Source organism: Streptomyces sp. NBC_00572, assembly GCF_026341815.1.
Taxonomy (GTDB): Bacteria; Actinomycetota; Actinomycetes; order Streptomycetales; family Streptomycetaceae; genus Streptomyces.
In genome coordinates this window covers 6,946,318-6,971,082 of record NZ_JAPENX010000001.1, presented here as the reverse complement: position 1 = coordinate 6,971,082, position 24,765 = coordinate 6,946,318, and the positions used below count along the sequence as shown (strand labels likewise).

Annotated in this window: 14 protein-coding genes; 4 read left to right on the top strand and 10 right to left on the bottom strand. The window is 70.0% G+C overall.

From position 1 onward, the window contains the following. Positions 1–6: 6 nt before the first annotated feature. The 8 genes from OG514_RS31385 to OG514_RS31350 form a co-directional block, all read right to left on the bottom strand. Positions 7–1,617: a serine/threonine-protein kinase gene (locus OG514_RS31385; RefSeq protein ID WP_266900524.1), complete on the bottom strand. Its 1,611-nt coding sequence runs from the start codon at positions 1,615–1,617 to the stop codon at positions 7–9. Positions 1,618–1,763: 146 nt separating this feature from the next. Beyond that, entirely contained in the window at positions 1,764–3,374 is a 1,611-nt protein-coding gene (locus OG514_RS31380; RefSeq protein WP_266900522.1) for a glycoside hydrolase family 13 protein, read from the bottom strand. Positions 3,375–3,515: 141 nt separating this feature from the next. Then, positions 3,516–4,391 (bottom strand): carbohydrate ABC transporter permease, encoded by an 876-nt coding sequence (locus tag OG514_RS31375; RefSeq protein ID WP_266900520.1) that lies wholly within the window; start codon positions 4,389–4,391, stop codon positions 3,516–3,518. A 16-nt stretch (positions 4,392–4,407) separates the two neighbouring features. Next, entirely contained in the window at positions 4,408–5,373 is a 966-nt protein-coding gene (locus OG514_RS31370; protein WP_266900518.1) for a carbohydrate ABC transporter permease, read from the bottom strand. Between the two features lie 92 nt (positions 5,374–5,465). After that, positions 5,466–6,884: an ABC transporter substrate-binding protein gene (locus OG514_RS31365; protein ID WP_266900516.1), complete on the bottom strand. Its 1,419-nt coding sequence runs from the start codon at positions 6,882–6,884 to the stop codon at positions 5,466–5,468. A gap of 322 nt (positions 6,885–7,206) precedes the next feature. Continuing rightward, positions 7,207–11,493 (bottom strand): discoidin domain-containing protein, encoded by a 4,287-nt coding sequence (locus OG514_RS31360; protein WP_266900514.1) that lies wholly within the window; start codon positions 11,491–11,493, stop codon positions 7,207–7,209. A 31-nt stretch (positions 11,494–11,524) separates the two neighbouring features. Next, positions 11,525–14,899, bottom strand: coding sequence for a CARDB domain-containing protein (locus tag OG514_RS31355; protein WP_266900512.1), 3,375 nt, complete (start codon positions 14,897–14,899; stop codon positions 11,525–11,527). A 295-nt stretch (positions 14,900–15,194) separates the two neighbouring features. Continuing rightward, positions 15,195–16,205 (bottom strand): LacI family DNA-binding transcriptional regulator, encoded by a 1,011-nt coding sequence (locus OG514_RS31350; RefSeq protein ID WP_266900510.1) that lies wholly within the window; start codon positions 16,203–16,205, stop codon positions 15,195–15,197. 192 nt (positions 16,206–16,397) lie between these two features. Between OG514_RS31350 and OG514_RS31345 the strand changes: the two genes are divergently transcribed. From OG514_RS31345 to OG514_RS31330, 4 genes are all read left to right on the top strand, one after another. Further along, positions 16,398–18,362 carry a lectin gene (locus OG514_RS31345; protein ID WP_266900508.1) on the top strand — a complete coding sequence of 655 codons (1,965 nt, stop codon included), beginning with the start codon at positions 16,398–16,400 and terminating at the stop codon, positions 18,360–18,362. A gap of 55 nt (positions 18,363–18,417) precedes the next feature. Continuing rightward, positions 18,418–21,498: a glycoside hydrolase family 3 N-terminal domain-containing protein gene (locus tag OG514_RS31340; protein ID WP_266900506.1), complete on the top strand. Its 3,081-nt coding sequence runs from the start codon at positions 18,418–18,420 to the stop codon at positions 21,496–21,498. Between the two features lie 96 nt (positions 21,499–21,594). Next, positions 21,595–21,966: a PadR family transcriptional regulator gene (locus OG514_RS31335; RefSeq protein WP_266900504.1), complete on the top strand. Its 372-nt coding sequence runs from the start codon at positions 21,595–21,597 to the stop codon at positions 21,964–21,966. Next, entirely contained in the window at positions 21,963–22,517 is a 555-nt protein-coding gene (locus OG514_RS31330; protein ID WP_266900502.1) for a hypothetical protein, read from the top strand. Before OG514_RS31335 ends, OG514_RS31330 begins: the two co-directional genes overlap by 4 nt. Positions 22,518–22,594: 77 nt before the next feature. Here OG514_RS31330 and OG514_RS31325 read toward each other — a convergent pair whose 3' ends face one another. Further along, entirely contained in the window at positions 22,595–23,470 is an 876-nt protein-coding gene (locus tag OG514_RS31325) for an acetylxylan esterase (RefSeq protein WP_266900500.1), read from the bottom strand. Between the two features lie 196 nt (positions 23,471–23,666). After that, positions 23,667–24,662: a type I glyceraldehyde-3-phosphate dehydrogenase gene (gene gap / locus OG514_RS31320; protein WP_266900498.1), complete on the bottom strand. Its 996-nt coding sequence runs from the start codon at positions 24,660–24,662 to the stop codon at positions 23,667–23,669. Positions 24,663–24,765 lie beyond the last annotated feature (103 nt).

Here is a 24,765-nt window from a genome sequence, read left to right as displayed (position 1 = left end):
CGGAGGTCAGAGCTGGGACGCTCGTGCACGGAACGACCGGAGGTCCTGCCAGACGAAGGCGGCGAGACCGAGGAGCGCGCCCGCGTGCAGGAGCCACCAGCCGCCCTCGTACGAGAAGGTGGCGCTCTCCACGACGTGGGAAGGGAGCGAGCTCGTCAGGTCCCGGACTTCCCACCACACGTCGGCCGCGGTGAGGCGGACCGGGAGGGCGAGCGCGCACGCGTAGCCGAGCAGGCGCAGGAAGAGGGCGGGTGGGAGACGGGGTTCGGTGGCCCGGTATACGAGGACGGCCTGTGCGAGGAGCGCGATGAGCAGCCAGGACCAGGACAGCAGGCCGCTCTCCGGGGCCGGTTCGGGGAACTGGTCGAGGCCCAGCAGTTCGTACGTCGACTCGTTGGCGTCGATGCTCCGCCCGTCGCCCGTCCAGAGGTGGAGCTGGAAGGCCATCAGCGGCATGGCGCCTCCCCACAGCCCCAGCATGGCGAGCACGGTCAGTACCGCGCCCACGAGGGCGCCGCGTCGGACTCTCCGCGCCGGTGCGCCGGGCTGCGCCCGGAGCTCCGCCGCCGGAGGAGCGGCCGGCATCGGCGGTCGTGGAGGTGGCACGGCGGCCGGTTGCGTGGGCTGCGCGTGCGCGGGGACCGGTGCGGCCGGAAGGGGAGCCGTCTGGTTGTCGTACGCCGTCGGTGTCGGCCGGGCGGGCTGCGGTTCCGGCCCCGGTTCCAGGTCGAGCAATCGTGCGGCGTGGCTGCCCAGTTGGGCCAGTACTTCGCCGGGCAGCCAGGTCCCGGCGGGCAGGGTGCCGGTCGCCTCGGCGATCTGCCGGGGTGTGGGCCGGGCCGTGGGGTCCTTGCTCAGGCAGGCGCGTACGAGAGCGGCCAGGGTGTCCGGGACGCCGGTGACATCCGGCTCCTCCTGGACGACGCGGAACATCAGGGCGTGCGGGCTGCCCCCGGCGGGGCCGCCGAAGGGCTGACGGCCCGTCGCGGCGTACACGAGTACCGCTCCGAGGCAGAACACGTCGCTGGCCGGGGTCAGTTCCTCGCCCCTCACCTGCTCCGGGGACATGAACCCGGGCGAGCCGACGATCGCTCCGCTGCGCGTCAGGACGGTGTCCCCCGCGAGGGCGTCCAGGGCGCGGGCGATCCCGAAGTCGATGACCCGGGGGCCGTCGACGGTGACCAGGACGTTGGAGGGCTTGAGGTCGCGGTGGACAAGGCCGACGCCGTGGATGGCCTGGAGCGCGAGCGCCAGCCGGTTGGCGAGGGTACGGACGGAGTGCTCGGGCAATGGGCCGTAGTCCCGGGAGACGACGGTGTGCAGGTCGGGGCCGGGGACGTACTGGGTGGAGACCCAGGGCACGGCGGCTTCGGTGTCGGCGTCGAGGACGGCGGCGGTCCATTCCCCGCCGACGCTGCGGGCGGCCTGGACCTCGCGCGCGAACCGTCGCCGGAACTCGGGGTCCCGCGCGTACTCCCGCTGGATGACCTTGACCGCGACGGTGCGCCCGCTCTCGGACCGCCCGAGGTACACCCGGCCCATCCCGCCCTCGCCGAGCAGGCCGAGCAGCCGGTGGCGGGCGATGTGTGTCGGATCGTCGGGCGTGAGCTGCCGCATGTACTTCCCCCTGTGCAGGGCCGACTCCTCAAGTCCCCTGAGCCGGCCGCCGATGCGTGACGCCGGTCAAACTATCGGACGCTGCACGGCGCTCCCGGTGCCGGTTCTCGGCGCCGGGAGCGCCCGGAGGGTCGCCCGCCGTGATTTCAGGTGCGCAGCCACACCGCCGTGTCGGCGGGCAGGCGGCCGTCGGTGGCCAAGGGGCCGCTCGCCAGGAGCAGGCGCTGGTACGCCGGGAGTTCGGCCGGGGTCGCGGAGAGGTTGACCAGGCACAGCAGGCCCTCGCTGCGGGCGAAGGCGAGTACTCCGTCCGCCGCGGGCAGCCAGGTCATGGGGCCGTCCCCGAAGCCCTCGACCGAGCCGCGCAGCCTCAGGGCCTCGCGGTACAGCGCCAGCATCGACGTCCCGTCCGCCTGCTGCCGGTCCACCGCGTGGTCGTCCCAGTCCCGGGGCTGGGGAAGCCACGGCTCGGAGCCGGCGTCGGAGCCGAACCCGTACCAGGGTGCTCCGGCGGTCCACGGCAGGGGTATGCGGCAGCCGTCGCGGCCGGGGTCGGTGCCGCCGGAGCGGGCGTGCATGGGGTCCTCGATCCGGTCCAGCGGTACCTCCGCCTCGGGCAGCCCCAGTTCCTCGCCCTGGTACACGTACACCGATCCCGGGAGTGCCAGGGTGAGCAGGGCCGCCGCGCGGGCCCGCCGCGTTCCGAGGGCGAGGTCCGTGGGTGTGCCGAAGGCCTTCGTGGCGAAGTCGAAGCCGGTGTCGGCGCGCCCGTACCGGGTGACCGTGCGGGTGACGTCGTGGTTGCAGAGGACCCAGGTCGCGGGGGCGCCGACGGGGGCGTGCTCGGCGAGGGTGTCGTCGATGGTGCGGCGCAGCCGGCCCGCCTCCCAGGGGCAGGAGAGGAAGGTGAAGTTGAACGCGGTGTGGAGTTCGTCGGGGCGGAGGTAGCGGGCGAAGCGCTCGGAGTCGGGGAGCCAGACCTCGCCGACGAAGACGGCGCCGTACTCGTCGGCTATCGCGCGCCACGACCGGTAGATGTCGTGGAGTTCGTCCTGGTCGATGTACGGGTGGGGGTCGACGCCCTCGACGAAGTCGGCGAGTGCCGGGTCCTTGGCGAGCAGCGCGGCGGAGTCGATCCGTACGCCGGCGACTCCTCGTTCGAACCAGAAGCGCAGGACGTCCTCGTGTTCCCGGCGGACCGCCGGGTGGGCCCAGTTGAGGTCGGGCTGTTCGGGGGTGAAGAGGTGGAGGTACCACTCGCCGTCCTCGACCCGGGTCCAGGTCGGTCCGGAGAACTGGGAGGGCCAGGTGTTGGGCGGGAGTTCGCCGTACTCGCCCCGGCCGGGCCGGAAGTGGAAGAGTTCCCGCTCCGGGCTGCCGGGGCCGGCCGCGAGGGCGGCGCGGAACCAGGCGTGCTGGTCGGAGACGTGGTTGGGGACGATGTCGACGATGACGCGGATGCCCAGCTCGCGGGCTTCGGCGATCAGTTTCTCGGCTTCGGCGAGGGTGCCGAAGGCGGGGTCGATGGTGCGGTAGTCGGCGACGTCGTAGCCGCCGTCCACCAGCGGCGAGAGGTACCAGGGTGTGAACCAGACGGCGTCGACGCCGAGTTCGGCGAGGTAGGGCAGTCTCGCCCGGACTCCCGCGAGGTCCCCGGTGCCGTCACCGTCGCCGTCGGCGAAACTGCGCGGATACACCTGGTAGATGACGGCGTCGCGCCACCAGTCGTCGGTGCGATGCGAGTGAGGGGCTGCCACGTGACGGTCCTTTCGGGCAGGTCGGGGTGCTTCGTCGCCGGCCCGGATGCTGCGGGGCATGGGAAGGCAGGCCGGCGACGAAGGATTCGGGGTGCGGAGGGCGGGGCGGGGGCGACGGCCGTGGCCCGGGAGGCCGGCTGGTCAGCCCTTGAGGCCGCCCGCCGTGAGGCCGCTCATGATGTTGCGCTGGAAGACCAGGAAGATGAGGAGGGTCGGCACGGAGGCGATGGCGAGCGCGGCGATCAGGACATTGACCGGGACTCCGTTGGAGAGGGAGTAGATGCCGACGTTGAGGGTCTGGCCGGCCGGGTCGGGCAGGGTGAGCATCGGCCAGAGGAAGTCCTTCCAGACCCCCACGACGGCGAAGATGGACACCACGCCGAGGATCGGCCGTGAGATGGGCAGCACGATCGACCACAGGATCCGCATCGGGGACGCCCCGTCGATGGAGGCGGCGTCCAGGAGCTCCTTGGGGATCGAGTCGAAGAAGCGCTTGAGCAGGAAGATGTTGAACGCGTTGGTCACCGAGGGCAGCCAGATCACCCAGGGTGAGTTCAGCAGGTTGCGCTCGAAGATCGGCAGGTCCAGGACGGTCAGGTACTGGGGTACGACGAGGACGGTCGCCGGGATCATCAGGGTGGCGAGCATCATGCCGAGCACGGCCTTGCCGAAGATCGGCCGCAGCTTGGAGAGGGAGAAGGCGGCGGCCACGTCCAGGACGAGCTGGAAGGCGAGGGCGCCGAACGCGTAGTAGAGGGTGTTGAAGAGGAGTGTGGAGAGGTCCATGACCTCCCAGGCGCGGGAGTAGTTCTCCGGTGCGAAGGTTTCCGGTACCAGGGTCGGCGGGGTCCGGATGACCTCCTGGGTGTCCTTGAGGCCGCTGGACACCATCCAGTAGAGGGGTCCGAGGAACGCCAGGGTGAAGCCGCCGACGACCACGGCGAAGACCACCCAGTAGAGGACCTTGCCACGCGGGCGGGCGAGCTGCGCGGGCGAGATGAGTGTGCGTGTGGACATGCTGGTCTCCCCGGTCCTACTCGTCCTCGGCGCGGCTGAGCTTCACGTACGCCGCCGAGAATCCGGCGAGGAGTACGAGCAGGAGCAGACCGAGCGCCGACGCGGCACCGTAGTTGTTGAAGTTGAAGGCGTATTGGTAGATGAGGTAGACGACGGTCGTGGTCGATCCCTCGGGGCCCGCGCCGCCGGTGAGCAGGAACGGTTCGACGAAGACCTGCATGGTGGCGATGACCTGCATGAGCAGCATCAGGGAGAGGATGAGGCGCGTCTGCGGGATGGTGACGTGCCAGATCTTGCGGAACAGCCCGGCGCCGTCGAGCTCGGCGGCCTCGTACAGCTCGCCGGGGATGCTCTGGAGCGCGGCGAGGTAGATGAGGGCCGCGCCGCCCATGTTCATCCAGGTCGACGCGATGACGACCGAGAGCATGGAGAGGTCGGGGTCCTGAAGCCATTGCTGCTCGGGGAGGTGGAGGAAGCGGAAGAGTTCGTTGAGGAGTCCGTAGCCGGGGTCGTACAGGTACTTGAAGAGGAGGACCGAGGCGACCGGCGGGAGCATCACGGGCAGGTAGACGAGCAGCCGCAGATAGCCCTGGCCGTGGTGGAACTCGTTGATGACGAGGGCGACGGCGAAGGGGACCGCGAAGCCGAAGACCAGCGCGAGGACGGTGAAGAGGAGCGTGTTGCGCCAGGCCTGCCAGAAGGCCGGGTCGTTGACGACGGTGACGAGGTTGTCCAGGCCGACCCAGGTCGTCTGTCCGCTCTCGGTCTTCTGGAAGGCCAGGAGGAACTCCCTGACCATCGGGTACCAGGAGAAGAACGCGAAGCAGAGGACGGCGCCGATGAGGAAGCCGTGGGCGGTGAGGTTGCGCCGCAGGCTCTTCGCGAAGCGGTCACGGCCACCGGGGGGTACGGGGCCCGCCGCCGGCGGCGGGGAGGGGCGGGGGCTGCCCGCCTTGCTCGGGGTCACGCTGGGGGCCGACATCGTCGCTCCTTGGTGCTGGTCTGCCGGGGTGGAGTCCTGGGTGGGGTTCGTGGGCCGGCGGGGGCGGTTCGGTCCGCCCCCGCCGGGTCCCGTCACTGCTGTGCGAGGACCTGGTTGACCTGCGCCTCGGCGGTGGCGAGGAGCTTGTCGATGTCGGCGTCCTTGTTGGTGAGGAGGCCGGACATCACGTTGTCGAGGACCTTGTAGACCTCCTGCGCCTTCGGCGGCTCGGCCTTGCCGGCGACGGGGTTGTCCATGAAGGCCTTGAAGTTCTGGACCGGCATGGTGGCGTTGGTGACGCGTGCCGCGTCGTCCTTGGTCTTGGAGTCGTTCAGCCAGAAGTTGGGCTGCGGGACGCCGACGGGGAGGGCGTCCTGCTTGGTGCGGGCCCAGTCGAACTGTCCCTTGCCGACGGTGAGGTTCTTGAAGTTCAGCCAGGCGATCGCGGCCTTGACCTTGTCTCCCGAGATCCCCTTCTTGATCATGTAGTTGTTGCCGCCGGCCAGGGTGTTCTTCTCACCGGGGATCGGTCCCATCCCGAAGTTCTCGTACTTCGCACCGAGTTGCTGGACCATGTACGCGATGTCGTCGGGGGCTGCGAGGAACATGCCGAGCTTGTCGGTGGCTATCTGCTTCTGCAGGTCGCCCCACTTGAGCAGCTGGGTCTTGCCCATGCTGTCGTCCTCCCAGCGCATGGCGTGGAGGTTCTTCGCGACCTGCTTGCCGAGCTCGTTGTTGAAGGCGGCCTTCTTGCCGCTCGCGTCGACGACCTCGCCGCCGACGCTGTACATCTGCGCGGTGAAGTGCCAGCCGCCGGTGTTGCCCGCGCTGTACTCGCCGAAGCCGGCGATGCCGTTGCCGAGCCCGGCGATCTTCTTGGCGGCGGTGCGGACCTCGGCCCAGGTGCGCGGCGGGGCGTCGGGGTCCAGGCCGGCGTCCGTGAAGAGCTTGCGGTTGACGAGCAGGCCCATCGTGTAGTTGCTGGTGGGGAGGCCGTACAGCTTGCCGTCCTGCTTCAGGGAGTCGAGGACGTTCGGGTCGATGTCCTTGAGGAGCGGCACGCTCTTGTCATTGACGTACGCGGTGATGTCCGCGGCGCCGTCGTTGTCGAGGACCTGCGGCAGGTCGGTGAAGTAGGTGTAGAACACGTCCGGCTGGGACTTGGCCTTGAGCATCGCGGTGAAACGCGGCGGCTCCAGGCACTGGCCGGGGGTGGAGCGGCCCTCGATGGTGACGTTCGGATAGGTCTTGTTGAACTCGGCGACGTCCTCCTTCCACTCCTTGAGCTCGGCCGCCTTCGCCGCGGGGGGCATGCAGTCGATGGTGAGCGTCACCTTGGTCTTCGGGTCCAGCGGGGCGGTGGGGTCGGAGGACCCACCGCCCTCGGAACCGCCGCTGCCGTTGTTGTCGCTGCTGCTCGTGCCGCAGGCGGCGAGCGCGGTCAGCGTGAGCGCGGAGACGAGGGTGACCGCGCTGGCGCGGCGCGTACGGCGGAACCGGGCTCTTCTCATGGGTGGTCCCCTTCGGGCCTGAACGTGGAGGTCGCCCCACCGCCTGTGCGTTGTGGGGCGCCGCACACTCAACCACCCTCAACAAGTGAACGCAAGATATCGCGCTGATTTCGTAATTGCCTGACAGGGATCGGGAGATGAGTAGGGTCAGCCGCTCAGGAAACCGACAGTTCAGGGGTCTGCCGGAGCAGTCGACCGGCTCGACGGTTTCAAGGGGCGGGCAGAACGCACGCAAGACCGATGCAAGTGACTGCAAGCCACCTGCATCGGTCTCGCGGGGTAGGCGGGCCGGGGTTAGGGGTCGACGTCGATGGGGCCGGGGTTACGGGTTGACGTTGATCTTCAAGGTGGACGTGGTGTTACGGATGTCCACGGCGTTGCCGCTCAGCCGGAGTCCGTTGAAGGTCACCTCACCCACGGCGGGACCCTGCCCCGACTCGGGCATCTCGTTGGCCCAGAGGCCGAAGCCGGACTTGGCGTCGAAGGCGTCACCGCTCTTGCGCGCCCCCGTGATCGAGACGTCCGTGAAAACGGTGTCCTTGATGGGGAACTGCGGCTGACCGCCCACGTAGTTCGTCTGGAACATCACCCCGCTGTACGTGGGGTCGACGATGTCCACATGGTTCACCCTGATGCCCTGGAAGATCTTCGAGGCGGAGAACACCCAGATGCCGGGGAAGGTCTGGGAGCCCCAGAAGTGGCCGCCCGCCCGGACGACGGAGATGTTCTCGAAGGTCGTGGGTTCGGTCCCGAAGCCGTTCATCGGATAGCCGAAGTCCAGGGACGAGATGGTGATGCCCGCGTAGACGAGCGTGTCGGCGATGTGGATGTTGCGAAAGGTGTTGTCGAAGCCGCCGTAGACGGCCACGCCCGCCGCTCGCCAGGTCAGGGTGGTGGTGAGGTTCTCGTAGACGTTGTTCTTCATGTCGGCGCCGCCGGCGTCGATCGCGGAGAAGAGGGCGAAGCTGTCGTCACCGGTCGCCCGCGCGTCGTTGTTGACGACGTGGTTGTCCGTCGAGCCGTTGGTCATGTTGATTCCGTCGGCGAACATGTTGCGGATCCGGGAGTTCTTGATCGTCATCCGGTCGGTGTTGGCGCCCCAGTAGAGGCACACCATGTGCTCGTTCCAGATGTCGTCGATGACGATGTCGGAGACGTTCCCGAAGTCGAACACCTTGCCCGGTCCGTCGATGCGCGAGGTGTAGTTGCCGAAGTAGGCGAAGCCCTTGAACAGCGAGCCCTTGGCCGCCGCCTCGGCGCGGAAGCCCACGTCGGTGTTGTCCTGGGTCGACGGCGCGTGGAACGTGGTGAACCACGGTCCGGCGCCGACCACCTTGACCGGCTTCCCGTACACCTGGAACTTGCTCGACGTCTGGTAGTCACCCGCCGGCAGGTAGACACCGACGAGAGTTCCGGTGGTGTCCATCCGGACCTTGTCCAGGGCGTTCTGCACGTCCTGGTGGCCGAATCCGGCCGGCACGGTGTACGTGGCCGGGTCCGGGTTCGAGGCCGGGGCGACCTGCTCCAGGTTGACGAAGTCGATCGCGTACGTGGAGGTGTTCGCCGCGTCCTTCTGCAGCCTTATCCTGCTGCCCGCCTGGACGGTCTCGCCGAGGAGGAGGTGCGCCTCGTCGTAGATGTGGCGCGGTGCCCCCGAGCCCGGGGAGTTGCCGGGCCCGGCCTCGGCGCCGTACAGCCAGGCGTACTTCGACGTCAGCGGGAGCGCCTTCTTGAACACCCCGTCGACGTAGACGTTGATGGTGGAGTCGATGCCGCCCCCGCCCGGGGCGTCCGGAATGGAGAAGCGGGTCACCAGCGTGTTGGTCGAGCGCCGGGCGGTGAACTCGACGTACTCCCCCGTCGCGTCCAGGTTGACGGCCTTGCGGCCGGACGCCTCGCCCGCGATGTCACCGATGGTGCGGTTGGGCCCTGCGACCGTGGCTCCGCCGCCGACGGTGCCGTCCTCCGCCTCGTACATGTCGTACGGCATGTCGGCGCCGCGTCCGACGAAGAGGGGCTGAGTGGAGGTGTTGTTGGTGCGCTTGACCGGGAGTTCGTTGGCGTCGTCGGCGATGACCGTCTTCACCGTGTAGGAACCGTTGGCCGCCGTCCACGGACCGAGGCTCACCTCGGAACTCGCGCCGGCCGCCAGGGCTCCGTTGTGGGTGCCCGTCAGGGTCTTGACGACGGCGCCCGTCGAGTCGGTGAGGCTGAGGGTGACGCCGTGGGCACCCGCCGCGCTCGCCGCGGTGCCCTGGTTCTTGACGGCCACCTTGAAGGTGACGGCGTCACCGGCGGACGGGCTGGAGGGCGAGGTCGTCACCGAGGCGGCGACCAGGTCGGAGCTCGACACCGGCGTGACCACCAGGGCGGTGGGCCGGGTGTAGGTGTTGTTGGACTCGTTCTGCTCGATGACGGCGTTCGCCTCGTCGGCGACGGCGCTGAGCTGGTAGCTTCCCGCGTCGCGGGCGCCGATGGAGGCGGTGACCGTGGTCTGGGCGCCGGCGGCCAGGGCGCCGACCTGGGCGGTGGCGACCTTGGTGCCGCCGAGGCGCAGTGCGACGGCGCTGGCCGGTGCGGCGGCCGGGCCGCTGTTGCGGACGGTGGCGCTGACGGTGATCGGGTCCGACTCGACGGGCGAGGCGGGTGTGGTGGTGAGGCCGGTGACTTCGAGGTCGGGGTTGGGGGCGGGGACGCCGACGACCTGGAACTCTGCGAGCTGGCCCGCCGCGGAGCCGGTGTTGGCGGTGAACTTCAGCTGGACGTCGGCGACGCGGGCGGAGACGGGGATGGTGACGGTGTTGCCGCTCGCCGGGTCGAAGGTGTAGCTCTTCGCGGCGGCGAGGCCGCTGAAGCCTGTGGCGCTCTGTTCGCGGCCGAGGACCTCGACGGTCTGGCTGCGGGTCGACCAGGCCGTGTCCGGGCTGAGCTTGAGGACGAGGCTGTTGACGTCGGCGTTGGAGCCCAGCTTGACGGTCAGGGTGTTCGGGTAGCTGCCGCCCGCGCCTTCCCAGTAGGTGCTGGTGTTGTTGTCGTTGGCGTTGGCCGCGACGAAGGTGTGCACGACGGACGAGGCGTTGATCTCCCTTCCGACAGCGAGGTTGGAGCCGGCACCGCCGCTGCCGGTGCGGGTGACGGAGTTGCTGTCGGTCGACTGGTTGCCCGCCACGTCCTTCGCGCGGACGCGGTAGGTGACGGTCGCGGAGGCCGGCTGGGTGTCGGTGTAGGTGGTGACGTTCCCGGCGACGCTGCCCCGGAGGACGTTGTCGGTGTAGACGTCGTAGCCGGTGACGCCGGTGTTGTCCGAGGAGGCGTTCCAGGTCAGCTTGATCTGACCGGCTGCGGGCTCGGTGAACGCGAGGTACGCGGGAGCCGTCGGGGCCTGGGTGTCCCCCGTGTCGCCGGTGCGGGTGACGGCGTTGCTGTCGGCCGACTGGTTGCCGGCGGCGTCCTTGGCGCGGACCCGGTAGGTGACCGTCTGGCTCGCCGGCCGGGTGTCGGTGAAGGTGGTGACGTTGCCCGCGACGCTGGTCAGCAGGGTGCCGTTGGCGTAGATGTCGTAGCCGGTCACGCCGGTGTTGTCGCTGGCGGCGTTCCAGGTGAGGCGGATCTGATCGGTGCCCGGCTGGGTGAAGGCGAGGTTCGCCGGGGCGGTCGGGGCCTGGGTGTCGCCCGTCTGCGGTCCGTAGATCTCCAGCTCGGAGAGCTGGGCGGCGGGCTGGACGCTGTTCGCCGTGACGAGGACCCGGACGTACCGGGTGGTGGTCGCGTCGAAGGTGATGGTCGCGGCCCGTCCTCCGGCGGCGTCGAAGGTGTACGCCTGGGATGCGGTCAGATCGGTGAAGGCAGTGCCGTTCGCGCTGCCCTGGATCTTGAGGGTCTGACTTCGCGCGCCCCAGCCGTCGGGAAGCCGGAGGACGACCCGGTCGACGCGGACGGACGCGCCGAGGTCGGCCTGGATCCACTGCGGGAGGGCGTTGTTGGTGCTCTCCCAGTAGGTTGCCCGGTTGCCGTCGTTGGCGTTGCCCGCCGCGTAGACCTCGGTGTGGCTGCTCGCGGTGAGGGTGCGGCCGCTCGCCAGGTCGGCCGAGGACCCGTCGGCCGCGTGGACCTCCAGTTCGGAGAGCTGCGCGGCCTGCCAGCCGGTGTTGGCGGTGATGTCGACCCGTACGAACCGGGTCTGGGTGGCGGGGAAGGCGACCGTGACGGTGTTGGCGGCGCCCGGACTGAAGGTGTAGGAGGCGGAGTTCTTCAGGGTGGCGAAGCTCGTGCCGTCGGCGCTGCCCTGGACGGAGAGCGTCTGGTCACGGCTCTCCCAGCCGGCCGGCAGCTTGAGAACCACCTCGTCGACGCGGGTCGTGGCGCCGAGGTCGACCTGGACCCATTGGGGCAGGGTGCTGCCGGCGCTCTGCCAGTACGTGCCCTGATTGCCGTCGGTGATGTTCGCGGCGCCGTACTCGGCGTGGGCACCGGACGCCGCGGCGGCGTCGCCCAGGGCGATGTTGGGGCCGCCCGCCGCCTGGGCGGACATGAGGGGTCCTCCCAGTGCCAGGAGGCTGGTGGCGATCGCGGCGCTCAGGCCCCGTGATCGCCAGTGGCGGAAACTCATCGGTCCTCGCTCTCGATTCGTGTGCACGGGGTCAGCCGGTCCGGTTGACGACGAACTGGGAACCGGGCTCGACGAGGACGTCGCCCTCGGCCGAGTTGGTGATGGTCACGCCGGTCAGCGTCGCGCTGCCGCGGGCGCCGCTCATCGCGAGGATCCCGGAGCCGTTGACCGACTTGTCGATGCGGACGTTGGTGATCTTCACGTCCGGCATCTCGCCGCCACCCGTCTTGAACTGGATGCCGTCGTAGGTCGAGTCGAGGATCTCGGTGTCCCGGATGGTGACGCCGGGGATGGGCTGGCCCTGGGCGAAGAGGGTGATGGCGCCGAACTCCTGGTCCTCGTTCCAGAACGCGCCGCCGGTACGGTGCAGCGCGTTGTTGGAGATGAGGGTCTGGCCGGAGAAGGGCAGCGGGTCGTGGTCGGTCGCCAGCATGATGCCGGGGTAGTTCATGGTGTCGGAGATGATGTTGTTCTCGATGGTGTTGCCGTAGCCGCCGTAGACCGCGATGCCGTTGGCCCGCCAGGGCAGCTGGATGGTGTTGTTGCGGAAGTGGTTGTCGTGGCCGACGTCGACCGCGGTGTCCTTGACGTACTTGCTGGCCCAGACGGCCAGGGCGTCGTCTCCGGTGTTGCGGAAGGACGAGTTGAAGACGGTCGAGTTGCGGGTGCCGTTGGCGAAGTTGATGCCGTCGGCGTAGGTGTTGCGGATCCGCATGCCGGTGAACTCCAGGCCGTCTCCGGGGCCCCACAGCTCGGGGATGTTGGAGTAGTCGCGCCCGGCCCAGACGCCGACGTTGGCGTGCTCGATCCAGACGTTGCTGATCTTGGTGTCCTTGCCGAAGCGCCCGTTGAGGCCGACGCCGCCCTCGGCGTTGCCGTCACCGCCGCGGATCGCGCCCGAGCCGAAGATGGCGATGTCGGAGATCTGGGTGTTGTGGTCGATGTCGAAGCCGAAGTTGCCCTCGTGCGGGTGGTTGATGCCGCCGGCCTCGTGCGGCGGGGTGAGGGTGTAGAGCTGGGAGTGCCACATGCCCGCGCCGCGGATGGTGACGTCGCGGATGCCCACCTGGTTGAACTGGCCGCGGTTGAGCGGGTCGTCGGTGAGGATCTTCTGCTCCTGGCGCCACTGGCCGGCGGGGATCCAGACGCAGGGGATCTGGCCGTTCTGGTCGGCGGTCACCGCGCGCTGGAGGGCGTCGGTGTCGTCGATGCCGTCGTTGGGGACGGCTCCGTATTCGGTGATGGACACGCAGTTCGCCGGCTTCGCGGCCGGGGGCGCGACCTGCTCCAGGTCGATCAGGTCGATGACGTAGAAGGACGCCGAGTCCCCGGCGTCGCGCTGGAGGCGGAACTTCGTGCCCACCGGATACGACTGGGCGAGCAGCGCGTGGGATTCGTCGAACAGGCGCCGGGCGTCGCCGCCGGGCCGGTTGGTGAGTCCCTCGGGGTCGTCGGTGCTGCCGTACAGCCAGCTGTGCTTGGACGTCAGGGTCAGCTTGCGGACGAAGACGTCGTTCGCGTAGAGACTGATGGTGGCCTCGGCGCCGCCGCCGGCAGCCGCGTCGGGCACGGAGTTGCGGACGACGACGGAGTTGGCCGGGTTGGTGGAGGTGAACTCGACGAACTCGCCGGTGGTGTTGAGGCGGACCGACTTGCGGCCGGATGACTCGGTGGCGAAGTTGGTGTGTCCGAAGGTCCGTTTCTGGTCGGCGGTGAGCAGGGTGCCCTGGTAGCGGGCGTCCTCCGCCTCGTACTCGGTGTAGGGAACGGCCGCGCCCCGGCCGACGACGAGGGAGCGCGAGAAGACGTTGTTGGTCTCGTCGATCTCGGTGAGGGTGGCGGTGGCGTCGGCGGTCGCGGTGAGCGTGGCACCGCCGGTGGTGGCGGTCCAGCTCCCGGAGATCGGCACGTTGACCGTCTGGCCTGCGGCGATGGCGCCGGTGGAGCCGTTGAGGGTGCTGGTTCCGGCGGTCAGCCGGGTGATCGTGCCGGCGGGTGCGGTGGTGGTGCCGCGGTTCTGGACCGCGACGGTGAAGGTGACGGCGGAGCCGACTGCCGGGCTGGTCGGGTTGGTGGTGATGCCGGTGACCCGCAGGTCGGGGCCGGGGCTCTGGCCGACGACGAGCTTCGTCGAGGCCGTCCGGCTGTTGTTGCCGTTGTCCGGCTCGGGGACGGTGTCGGTCGGGTCGACCACGGCCGAGACCGTGTACGAGCCCATGGGCCGCTTGCCGATGGTGACCGGCACGGTCGCCGAGGCACCGGCGGCGAGCGCGCCGACCTGGGCGGACCCTGCCACGGCGCCCTCGACGCTGACCTCGACGGTGGTGGCGGCGGCCACGGCGGTGCCGGCGTTGCGCACGGTGGCGTTGACGGTCACGGGGTCCGTCTCGGAGGGGGCGGACGGACTCCAGGTGAGGTCGGTGACGGTGAGGTCGGGGCTGGGTGCCGCCGTGCCGACGACCTGGAACTCCGCGACCTGGGCGCCGGGGGCGCCGGTGTTGGAGAAGAACGTCAGCCGCAGGTCGGCATAGCTGCCGGTCACCGGGATGGTGACGGTGTTCTGTCCGGTGGAGGGGCTGAACGCGTAGTCGGCCCGCGCCTTGAGCGAGGTGAAGCCGGAGGCGGCCTGCTCACGCCCGAGGACCTGGATCGCCTGCGTCCGGGGGCCCCAGGCCTGGTCGGGGTTGAGCTTGACGACGACGCCCGTGACGTTCGCGTTGGCGCCGAGCTTCACGGTGAGGCTGGACGGGAAGCCCGCGGACTCCCAGTAGGAGGCGGTGGTGTCGTCGTTGGCGTTGGCCGCGACGTACGTCTGGGTCGTCGAGGTCGCCTCGATGGGCTTGTTGCGAGCCAGGTTGGTGCCGCTGGGCGGCGGGTCGACCGGTCCCTGGTCGCCCTCGCCGTAGACCTCGACCTCGGAGAGCTGGGCCGCGTTCCAGCCGGTGTTGGCGGTCACCTGGACGCGGAGGTACCGGGTCGTGGCGGAGGTGACGCCGAGGGTGACGGTGTTCGCCGAGGAGGGGTCGAACGCCCGTGACTGGGGTGCGGCGAGGGTGGTGAAGGTGCCGCCGTCGGTGCTGCCGAGCACGGCGACGGTCTGGGAGCGGGCCTCCCAGGTGGTGGGGAGCTTCAGTACGACGCTGTCGACGCGGGTTCCGGCGCCGAGGTCGACCTGGACCCACTGTGGGAACGACCCGGCCGGGCCCTCCCAGTAGGACTGCTGGCTTCCGTCGGTGACATTGCCGGCCGGGTACGCGCCGTGGGCGCCGGTTGCCGTCGCCGTTCTGCCGAGGGCCAGGTTGGGTGCGGCTGCCGCGTACGCGGTGACGGGCAGGAGTCCGACGGCGATCAGTCCGGCTATCAGTACGCCGACCGTCAGCCGCCAGCTCAGGATTTTGCCTCTCATATGGGCCTCTCCGTCTGCTGGGCCACGGCTCGGAGCCGACACAGGGCCTCTCGCCAGGAACCCAGCGGAACTCTGACAATGAATGACGGCGAGATACAGACTTATTGAGCATTTTCGTTAATCTTTTGCGCCGCCGGGGTGTCAGGTTTCTAGCAGGTCACCGCTTTGTCAACAGCCGTGGCAGAAACGGAAGTTGAGGGCTCACATCCGCGCAGGTCAACGACAAACGGCTCCGGCGCCGGGGAGGCGGTGAGGCCTCCCCGGCGCCGGAGCCGGGGAACGGAGAGCGGAAGGATCAGACGGTGGGCGGCGGCGCCGTCGAACCGCGCACCACGAGTTCGGGCTCGAAGAGAAGCTCGCCGGGATCCGTCTGGGTGCCCGAGATCTGGGCGCACAGCAGCTCGACGGCGGCCCGCCCCATCGCCTCGATGGGCTGGCGCACGGTGGAGAGCGGCGGTTCGGTGCAGTTCATGAAGGCGGAGTCGTCGAAGCCGACGACCGACACCTGCGAGGGGACCGAGAGTCCGCGGCGGCGCGCGGCCCTGATGGCGCCGAGGGCGAGCGGGTCGCTGGCGCACACGATGCCGGTGACACCGCGCTCCAGGAGACGGGTGGCGGCGGCCTGCCCGCCTTCGAGCGAGAAGATCGACCGTACGACGAACTCGTCCGGCAGCGCACCGCCGGCGGCCTCGGCCACGGCCCGGGCCGCTTCGAGCTTGCGGCGCGAGGGGACGTGATCACTGGGGCCGAGCACGAGCCCGATCCGCTCGTGCCCGAGGGAGGCCAGGTGGCGCCAGGCCTGTTCGACGGCGACGGCGTCGTCGCAGGAGACGCAGGGGAAGTTGAGCCCCTTGATGGAGGCGTTGATCAGGACCACCGGGATGTTGCGCTCGGCGAGCTGGTGGTAGTGGTCGTGCGGCGCGTCGGCCTGCGCGAACAAGCCGCCGGCGAAGACGACTCCGGACACCTGCTGCTGGAGGAGGAGGTCCACGTAGTCCGCCTCGGAGACGCCGCCCTTGGTCTGGGTGCACAGGACGGGAGTGAGGCCCTGCTGTGCGAGCGCGCCGCCGATCACCTCCGCGAACGCGGGGAAGATGGGGTTCTGCAGCTCCGGCAGGACCAGGCCGACCAGGCGGGCGCGCTCGCCCCGCAGCTGCGTGGGCCGCTCGTAGCCGAGCACGTCGAGAGCGGTGAGAACGGACTGCCGTGTCGCCTCGGAGACACCGGGCTTTCCGTTGAGGACACGGCTGACCGTCGCCTCGCTGACTCCCACCTTCTTGGCCACTTGAGCAAGTCGTCGCGTCATGAACGCAAGAGTATCGCAAACTTCGCAAGCGAGTTGCGTCGTTGGCATGCTCTTGCGGTCGACGAACGCAACCCATGAGAGCCGACAACGCTTGAAGGGTTGACGGGCAGAAGGGCGCCTCATAACTTCAGGCCTTGATAAAAGGCTTGCTGTTGTTGTCCGTCGGGCGCGAAACGGCGAAAGGGTTGTCAGGTGCAGACCACACGCATGCGGGTACGCACGTTCCTCCGGCGAGGAGCGGGGAGAGCGGAGCGAGGAGACGACGCCGGGCCCCGCACCCACCGTCTGCGGCCACTGACCGCACTCACCGCGGGAGCCCTCGTCGCGAGCAGCCTCGTCCTCACCGGCCCCGGCACCGCACAGGCCGCCGGCGAGCGGGTCGACGTCTGGCTCACCACCACCTCCGACTCCGGCGGCCGTACCGTCACGCGCGGTCTCGCCCAGCAGGCGCCCCTCGCGTTCGGCCCGTCCGGTGGCACCGCGAACCACACGATCACCGTCAACGAGAACACCACGTACCAGCAGTTCGAGGGCGGTGGCGCGTCCATCACCGACACCACCGCGCATCTGCTGCGCGGCGGAGCCGTCAGCGCCGCGACCCGTGACGAGGTGATGCGCAAGCTGTTCTCGCCGACCGAGGGCATCGGCCTGTCCTTCGTCCGCAACCCCATCGGTGCCTCGGACCTCTCCCGGCCCGGGAACGTCTCCCTCGACGACACCTGCTGCGACCTCAACGACTTCGGGAGCAACGGCTACGACACCGACGTCCGGCTGCTGACCGCCCAGGCCAAGCAGCTCAACCCGGCCCTGCGCGTCAAGGGCGTGCCGTGGAGCGCCCCGGGCTGGATGAAGGACAACGGCCGGATGGACCAGATGGGCTGGCTGAAGGCGGAGTACTACCCGCTGTACGCCCAGTACCTGGTGAAGTACGTACAGAGCTACCAGGCCGCCGGGGTGAAGGTCGACTACCTCTCCGTGCAGAACGAGCCGAACTGCTGTCAGGCCGGCAACCCGACCGCCATGAACTACCCGGGCATGAGCTGGAACCCGGCCGGGCTCGTCGAGTTCACCAAGAACCACGTCTACCCGGCCTTCCGGGCCGCGGGCATCACCACCAAGGTCCTGGTGCACGACTGGAACTACGGCGACTACGCCAACTTCGGCGCCGGGATCCTCAACGACGCGGGCGTGCGCAACGACCCGCTGTTCGGCGGCATCGCCTGGCACGGCTACGCCGGCGACCCGGCCGTGGGCACCCAGGTCCACAACCAGTACCCGTCGGTGAAGCAGTTCAGCACCGAGCACTCGGGCGGCACCTGGATCGGGAACCAGCACAACGAGGACCTGAGCGACATCGTCAACTACGCCCGCAACTGGAGCGGCAGCCTGGTCAAGTGGAGCCTCGGGCTCAACCAGAGCATGGGCCCGCACAACGGCGGCTGCGGCACCTGCACCGGTCTCATCACCGTGCAGGAGGGGGGCGCCCGGGCCGGCCAGGTCGACTACACGGTCGAGTACTACACGACGGGTCACCTCACCAAGTTCGTGAAGCCCGGCGCGTACCGCATCGACTCCACCGCGAACAGCACGGTCCAGAACGTGGCCTGGCGCAACTCCGACGGCTCCAAGGCGCTGATCGCCCACAACGGCGGCACCTCCGCCCAGTCCGTCCGGGTCAACTGGGGCAACCAGTCCTTCACGTACACCCTGCCCGCCCGCACCACGGCGACCTTCACCTGGTCGGGGACGACCGGCGGCGGTGAGACGGGCGGCGGGACGCTGACCGGTCTGGCCGGGAAGTGCCTGGACGTGGCCGGTGGCGCCACCGCCGACGGCACCCCCGTCCAGCTGTACGGCTGCAACGGCACCGAGGCGCAGCGCTGGACGCTCGCCGCCGACGGCAGCGTGCGGGCGCTCGGCAAGTGTCTCGACGTCAGCGGCGGTTCGACGGCCGACGGCGCCCAGGTCCAGTTGTACAACTGCAACGGCACGGCCGCGCAGCGCTGGACGTACAACGCCACCACGCACGACGTGGTCAACACCGGCGCGAACAAGTGCCTGGACATCACCGGCAACTCCTCCGCCGACGGGACTCGGGCCCAGATCTGGTCCTGCACCGGCGGGGCCAACCAGAAGTGGACGCACAACGCGGCCTGATCCGGCCCGCCCCTCCGCCCTCCTCCCCCATCAGAAGGCCCTTCAAGGAGCCCGCATGCCCCCCGCTCGTCCCAGCAGAAGAACGGTGAGCGCCGCGGTCGTCGCCGCGACCGCCGTCCTCACCGGTCTGCTCACCGGCGGCCTGCCGAGTGCCGCCGCCCAGGAACCCGTACCCCGAGCCGTCGACCGGTTCGAGGGGGAGATCCCGTTCGCGCCGCCGCCCGCGGAAGGCCTGTTCACCTGGGGCAATGCCACCGAGTCCCACCCGAAGCTCGAACTGAAGGAGCGCGCCGACGCCCCCGAGGGCGGCAAGGTCCTCGAAGGCCGCTACGACATCAGCGGCTGGGGCGGCTTCACCCACGACTTCGCGTTCGACCAGCCGGCGCACGACTGGACGGCGTACAGGGGCATCCGCTTCTGGTGGTACGGCCAGAACACGGCGCCGCTGCCGCCCGGCTCGGGCAAGCGGATCGCCCTGGAGATCAAGGACGGCGGCGCGAACGGCGAGGCGTCCGAGCTGTGGACGACCTCCTTCACCGACGACTGGGAGGGCTGGCACCTCGTGGAGATCCCGTTCTCCACCTTCCAGTACCGGGCCGACTACCAGCCCGTCGGCGGAATCGACCAGGTGCTCGGGCTCGACCGGATGTGGGGGTACGCCGTCACGCTCCCGACCGGTGCGCCGGGGGCGTTCGCCCTGGACGGCGTGGAGCTGTACGGCACGGCGGAGCCCGCCCTGAACACCAAGGTGGTCACGAAGTCCGTCGTGCACCCCGTCGACGAGGGCGGCAGCGCCCGGGTCGACGTCTCGGTGGCCACCACCGGCTCCGGGCCGATCGGTGAGCCGGTCACCGTGGCGTACGAGACGGAGACCGGCGGCGGCGCCGAGCCCGGGAAGGACTACCGACCGGTCACGGGCAGCGTCGTGTTCCCCGCCGGGACGCCCTCGGGTACGACGCGCTCGATCACCGTGCAGACCCTGAAGGACGGTGCCGCCGAGTCCGCCGAGACGATTCCGCTGCGGCTCACGGTGGACGGCGCCAAGGCCCCGGCCGAGACCCCGCTGGTCGTGGTGAACGCCCACGGCCTGCCGTACCTCGACACCAGGCTGCCGGTACGGAAGCGGGTCGCCGATCTCCTTTCCCGGATGTCCCTGGAGGAGAAGGCCGGCCAGATGACCCAGGCCGAGCGCAACGCGCTGCGGGCTCCGGGCGACATCGCCGGATACTCCCTCGGGTCCCTGCTCTCGGGCGGCGGCTCGGTCCCCACGCCCAACACGCCCGCGGCCTGGGCCGCGATGGTGGACGCCTACCAGCTGCGCGCGCAGGCGACCCGATTCCAGATCCCGCTGATCTACGGCGTGGACGCGGTGCACGGGCACAACAACGTCATCGGCGCGACGATCATGCCGCACAACATCGGCATCGGCGCGGGCCGTGACCCGGAGCTCGCCGCGCGGACCGGCTCGGTGACCGCGAAGGAGGTACGGGCGACCGGCGTCCCGTGGGACTTCGCCCCGTGTCTCTGTGTGACCCGCGACGAGCGCTGGGGCCGTTCCTACGAGGCCTTCGGCGAGGATCCGGCGCTGGTGACCGCGATGGAGACCGTCATCAACGGCATGCAGGGCGCGCGGAACGGCAAGGACCTCGACCGCAACGACAAGGTCCTCACCAGTGCCAAGCACTTCGTCGGCGACGGCGGGACCGCGTTCGGCTCCTCGGCCACCGGTTCGTACACGATCGACCAGGGCGTCACCAAGGTCACCCGCGCGGAGCTGGAAGCGGTGCACCTCGCGCCGTTCGCCGAGGCGGTGAAGCGCGGCACCGGCACGGTCATGCCCTCGTACTCGTCCCTGGACATCCTGGGTGACGAGCAGGGTCCGGTGAAGATGCACGCCAACGCCGAGATGATCAACGGCGTCCTGAAGGACCGGATGGGCTTCGAGGGCTTCGTCATCAGCGACTGGCAGGCCATCGACCAGATCCCCGGCGACTACCCCAGCGATGTGCGCACCTCGGTCAACGCCGGCCTCGACATGATCATGGTGCCGACGAACTACCAGGACTTCACCCGGACCCTGACCGCCGAGGTCGGGGCCGGGCGGATCACCACCGGGCGGATCGACGACGCGGTGGCCCGCATCCTGACCCAGAAGTTCCGCCTCGGTCTGTTCGAGAAGCCGTACGCGGACACCACGAACCTGCCGTCGATCGGCTCGGCCGAGCACCGCGCGGTGGCGCGGGAGGCCGTGGCGAAGTCGCAGGTGCTCCTCAAGAACGAGGGCTCCGTCCTGCCGCTGAAGCCTTCCCAGAAGGTCTACGTGGCCGGGTCGAACGCCGATGACCTCGGTAACCAGGCCGGTGGGTGGACGATCAGCTGGCAGGGCTCCTCCGGGCGTACGACGACCGGTACGACGATCCTCGAAGGGATGCGGAAGGCCGCGCCGGGGGCCGAGATCGGCTGGTCGAAGGACGCCTCCGCGCCGACCGAGGGCTATGACGTCGGTGTGGTGGTGGTCGGCGAGACCCCGTACGCCGAGGGCTTCGGGGACGTGGGCAACGGCAACGACCTCGACCTGACGGCCGCCGACAAGGACGCGGTCGACAAGGTCTGCGCGGCGATGCCGTGCGCGGTCCTGGTGGTGTCGGGACGGCCTCAGCTCATCGGCGACCGGCTGCCGGCCGTCGACACCCTGGTCGCGTCCTGGCTGCCGGGCACGGAGGGCGACGGCGTCGCCGACGTCCTCTACGGCAGGCAGCCGTTCACCGGTCAGCTTCCGGTGACCTGGCCGAAGTCGGAGGCGCAGCTGCCCCTCAACGTGGGTGACAGCAGCTACGACCCGCAGTACCCGTACGGCTGGGGGCTGACCACCCTCACCCCGGCGCCGACCGGAGGCGAGCCCGCGCTGCGAGCGCTGCGGGTCGCGGCCAAGGCACTCCAGGCGGTCGGCCGGGGCGACTCCCCCGAGGGGCGGAAGCTCCTCGCGGTGGCGCGGCAGATCGCGCAGAAGAAGATCGGCCAGAACATCACCGAGGCGTCGGCGAAGCCGTTCGCCGACGCGGACCATCTGCTGCTCACGGGTGATCTCGGGGGCGCGGTCGGCAAGCTGACGGAGGCGTACCGGGCCGCGGGCTGACGGAGAGCGCAGGAACAGGGCCCGACCTCCCGAGGGAGAGACACCCTCGGGGGGTCGCGCTTGTCATGATCACCTTCCCGAGCTATCTTGCATTGCATGGTTCCTGGTAACGCAATGAACGAGGCGGGCGACAGGGTCCCCAGTCAGCTCCGCAAGGGAGTGCTGGAGTACTGCGTCCTCGCGCTGCTCAGGGACGAGCCGAAGTACGGCGTCGAGCTCGTCGCCGAGCTCTCCGCGGTCAGCGTCATGACCACCAGCCAGGGCACGATCTACCCCCTGCTGTCGCGGCTGCGGCGCGAAGGGCTCGTCGACACCGAGCTGCGCGACTCCCCCAGCGGGCCGTCGCGCCGCTACTACACGCTCACGGGCGTCGGCCGGGCCTCCCTCGCCGAGTTCGCCCAGGCGTGGCCGCTGTTCAGGGACGCCGTCGACCACTTCCTCACCGACCCACAGGGGGATTCCGCATGAACGCCACCGACCAGCACCCACTCGTCGCCGCCTACCTCGACGCCGTCGCGCGCGAGACGGCCGAGCTGCCCGCCGAGCGCCGGGCCGAGCTCCTCGCGGACCTCCGCGAGCACATCGAGGTCAGCGGCGCGGACGGCGACGACCAGGTCCGCGCGGTCCTCGCCGAGCTCGGCGAGCCCCGTACCGTCGCCGCCTCCGCCCTCGCCGAGGAGGCGCCGGCCGGCTCGGCCTCCCCGGCCGCGCCCGGCCGCACGAAGCCGATCACCGTCCTGCTCGGCATCTCCGGACTGCTGTTCGTGTTCGCGCCGTACGTGGGGGCGGTGGTACTGATCGTCGTTCTGGCACTGCTGTGGGCTTCCCCCCAGTGGGACAGGCGCCACAGGCGGATCGGCGCCCTCACCGCCCTGGCCGTTCCGGCCCTGGTCGTGCTGGGCTCCCTGCTCGGGGCCTCGTCCCGGATCGGCCCGACGGAACTCCTGCTGTTCATCGCCTTCTCGCTGGTCGTCCCGGTTTTCGGCGCCGTCCTCCTGCGGCGCGCCGTACGCCGCTGACGCCGGGGCACGACACGGCTCCGGGACGCCCTCCTGCCGAGGGAGGCCCGGAGCCGTTCGTACGTGCCGAGGTGACGTCAGGCGGTGGGCCCGGGGATCTGGAGCGCCTTGGCGTTACGGTCCCAGCCCGACCACAGATCGGTGTCGACGCAGTAGCCGCACCCGGGGCCGAAGAACTCCCCACGAGCGTTCTCGTCGCCGAGCAGCCAGAACCGCAGCCAGGCGGTGGTCGGGGCGCGGAAGTCCCCGCCGTCGCCGATGGAGCTGAGGTGTCCGGCGCCGCGGACCTCGCCGTACACGGCGGGGGCGTGATCCGTGTCCCGGTACAGGGCCTTCACCAGGGCCGGCCACACGGTCAGGTCGCGCTGGCCCGCCAGATAGAAGACGGGCTCGTCCATCAGGTCGGGGTCGGTCAGCGGACCCGGCTGGATCGGGACGGCAGTGTCGACCCGCGGGTCGACCGCCGCGTTGACGGCGGCTGCTCCGCCCTGCGAGTGCCCGGCGGAGGCGATGTGTTCGAGGTCCACCTTGCCGTGGAACTTGCTGGAGCTGTCGGCGTTCCGGTGCTCCAGGACGTCGATTCCCGCGCGCATGCTGATCGCGAAGTTCGACGTGGGGGTGTTGGCGGCGGCGACGATGAAGCCCTGACTCGCCCAGTGGCGCAGCAGCGAGCTGTAGATGCCGGGCACGGCGCCCGTGCCGTTGCCCCAGATGATCACCGGGTGGCGCTCCCCCGACTGCCCCATGGTCCGCGGGTAGTAGAAGGTGTGCACGGCCTCGATGTCGACGCTCACCTCGTACGGGCCCGTCCGGCCCCAGTCGGTGCCGACGGACGGGATGGTGCCCGCGGTCCCCGCGTCGGCGGCCGCGCCGGCAGTCCCCGGTGTGGTGCACACGGCCATCACGGCGGCGAGCAGAAGGCCGCCGAACACACGGCTCGTTCTCCCTGGCATACGAACTCCTTTACGGATCCGGCACGTTGCGCGTCCTCGCAAGCGTGACCAGGCCATGATCGAGCTCGCGGGGGCGAGTGTCTGTCCGCAGGAGCCCAGACCTTCGGGGGTCTCCTTGGGCATCTGCCCAGAACGCCCGCCGCCCCCGCCGAATCCGTGGTTCGGTGGGGGCAGCGGGCGGTGGTGGCGGGCCGGGTCAGCGGGCCAGCAGCTGGAGGGTGTCGATCACGCGGTTCGAGAAGCCCCACTCGTTGTCGTACCAGGCGACGACCTTGATGTGGCGGCCCTCGACGCGGGTGAGCTCCGAGTCGAAGATCGACGAGGCCGGGTTGCCGGTGATGTCGGAGGAGACGAGCGCGTCCTCCGAGTACTCCAGAACACCGGCGAGCGGGCCGGCCGCGGCGGCGCGGTACGCCTCCAGGACGTCCTCGCGCGTCACGTCTCGGGCGACGGTGGTGTTGAGCTCGACGATCGAGCCGACCGGGACCGGCACGCGGATCGAGTCGCCCGACAGCTTGCCGTCGAGGTTCGGCAGCACGTGGCCGATCGCCTTGGCGGCGCCCGTCGAGGTCGGGACGATGTTGACGCCGGCGGCGCGGGCGCGGCGCGGGTCGCGGTGCGGGCCGTCCTGCAGGTTCTGCTCCTGCGTGTAGGCGTGCACCGTCGTCATGAAGCCGTGCTCGATGCCGGCCAGGTCGTCGAGGACCTTGGCGAGGGGCGCGAGGGCGTTGGTCGTGCACGAGGCGTTCGAGACGACGGTGTGCAGCTCGGCGTCGTACGCGTCGGTGTTGACGCCGTAGGCGAGCGTGACATCGGCACCGTCGGCGGGAGCGCTGACGAGCACGCGCTTGGCACCGGCGTCGATGTGGGCACGGGCGGCCTTGGCGTTGGTGAAGCGGCCGGTCGCCTCAAGGACGATCTCGACGCCGAGCTCGGCCCAGGGAAGCTGCGCCGGCTCGCGCTCGGCGAGGACCTTGATGCGGCGGCCGTCGACGACGAGGGTGTCCCCGTCGACGCTCACCGGCCGGCCGAGGCGGCCCGAGGTCGAGTCGAAGGCGAGCAGTCGCGCGAGGGCCTTCGGCTCCGTCAGGTCGTTCACGGCCACGACCTCGAGGTCGGTGTCGCGCTCCAGCAGGGCGCGGAGCACGTTGCGTCCGATGCGGCCGAATCCGTTGATGGCGATGCGAGTCATGAATGGTGTCCCTTCAACTTCTGCGTCGCCACCAGGTTCGCTCGGCGGGAACGGTCCTGACAGAGGCGGGATCGCCACGGTCCGCAAGGATCGCGCCAAGACC

What these genes read in the sequence shown, in the direction of transcription:
- OG514_RS31340 (WP_266900506.1), top strand. Translation starts at nt 18,418, where the DNA reads ATGCCCCCCGCTCGTCCCAGCAGAAGAACGGTGAGCGCCGCGGTCGTC.
- gap (WP_266900498.1), bottom strand. Translation starts at nt 24,662, where the DNA reads ATGACTCGCATCGCCATCAACGGATTCGGCCGCATCGGACGCAACGTG.
- OG514_RS31330 (WP_266900502.1), top strand. Translation starts at nt 21,963, where the DNA reads ATGAACGCCACCGACCAGCACCCACTCGTCGCCGCCTACCTCGACGCC.
- OG514_RS31365 (WP_266900516.1), bottom strand. Translation starts at nt 6,884, where the DNA reads ATGAGAAGAGCCCGGTTCCGCCGTACGCGCCGCGCCAGCGCGGTCACC.
- OG514_RS31360 (WP_266900514.1), bottom strand. Translation starts at nt 11,493, where the DNA reads ATGAGTTTCCGCCACTGGCGATCACGGGGCCTGAGCGCCGCGATCGCC.
- OG514_RS31385 (WP_266900524.1), bottom strand. Translation starts at nt 1,617, where the DNA reads ATGCGGCAGCTCACGCCCGACGATCCGACACACATCGCCCGCCACCGG.
- OG514_RS31350 (WP_266900510.1), bottom strand. Translation starts at nt 16,205, where the DNA reads ATGACGCGACGACTTGCTCAAGTGGCCAAGAAGGTGGGAGTCAGCGAG.
- OG514_RS31375 (WP_266900520.1), bottom strand. Translation starts at nt 4,391, where the DNA reads ATGTCCACACGCACACTCATCTCGCCCGCGCAGCTCGCCCGCCCGCGT.
- OG514_RS31335 (WP_266900504.1), top strand. Translation starts at nt 21,595, where the DNA reads ATGGTTCCTGGTAACGCAATGAACGAGGCGGGCGACAGGGTCCCCAGT.
- OG514_RS31355 (WP_266900512.1), bottom strand. Translation starts at nt 14,899, where the DNA reads ATGAGAGGCAAAATCCTGAGCTGGCGGCTGACGGTCGGCGTACTGATA.
- OG514_RS31370 (WP_266900518.1), bottom strand. Translation starts at nt 5,373, where the DNA reads ATGTCGGCCCCCAGCGTGACCCCGAGCAAGGCGGGCAGCCCCCGCCCC.
- OG514_RS31325 (WP_266900500.1), bottom strand. Translation starts at nt 23,470, where the DNA reads ATGCCAGGGAGAACGAGCCGTGTGTTCGGCGGCCTTCTGCTCGCCGCC.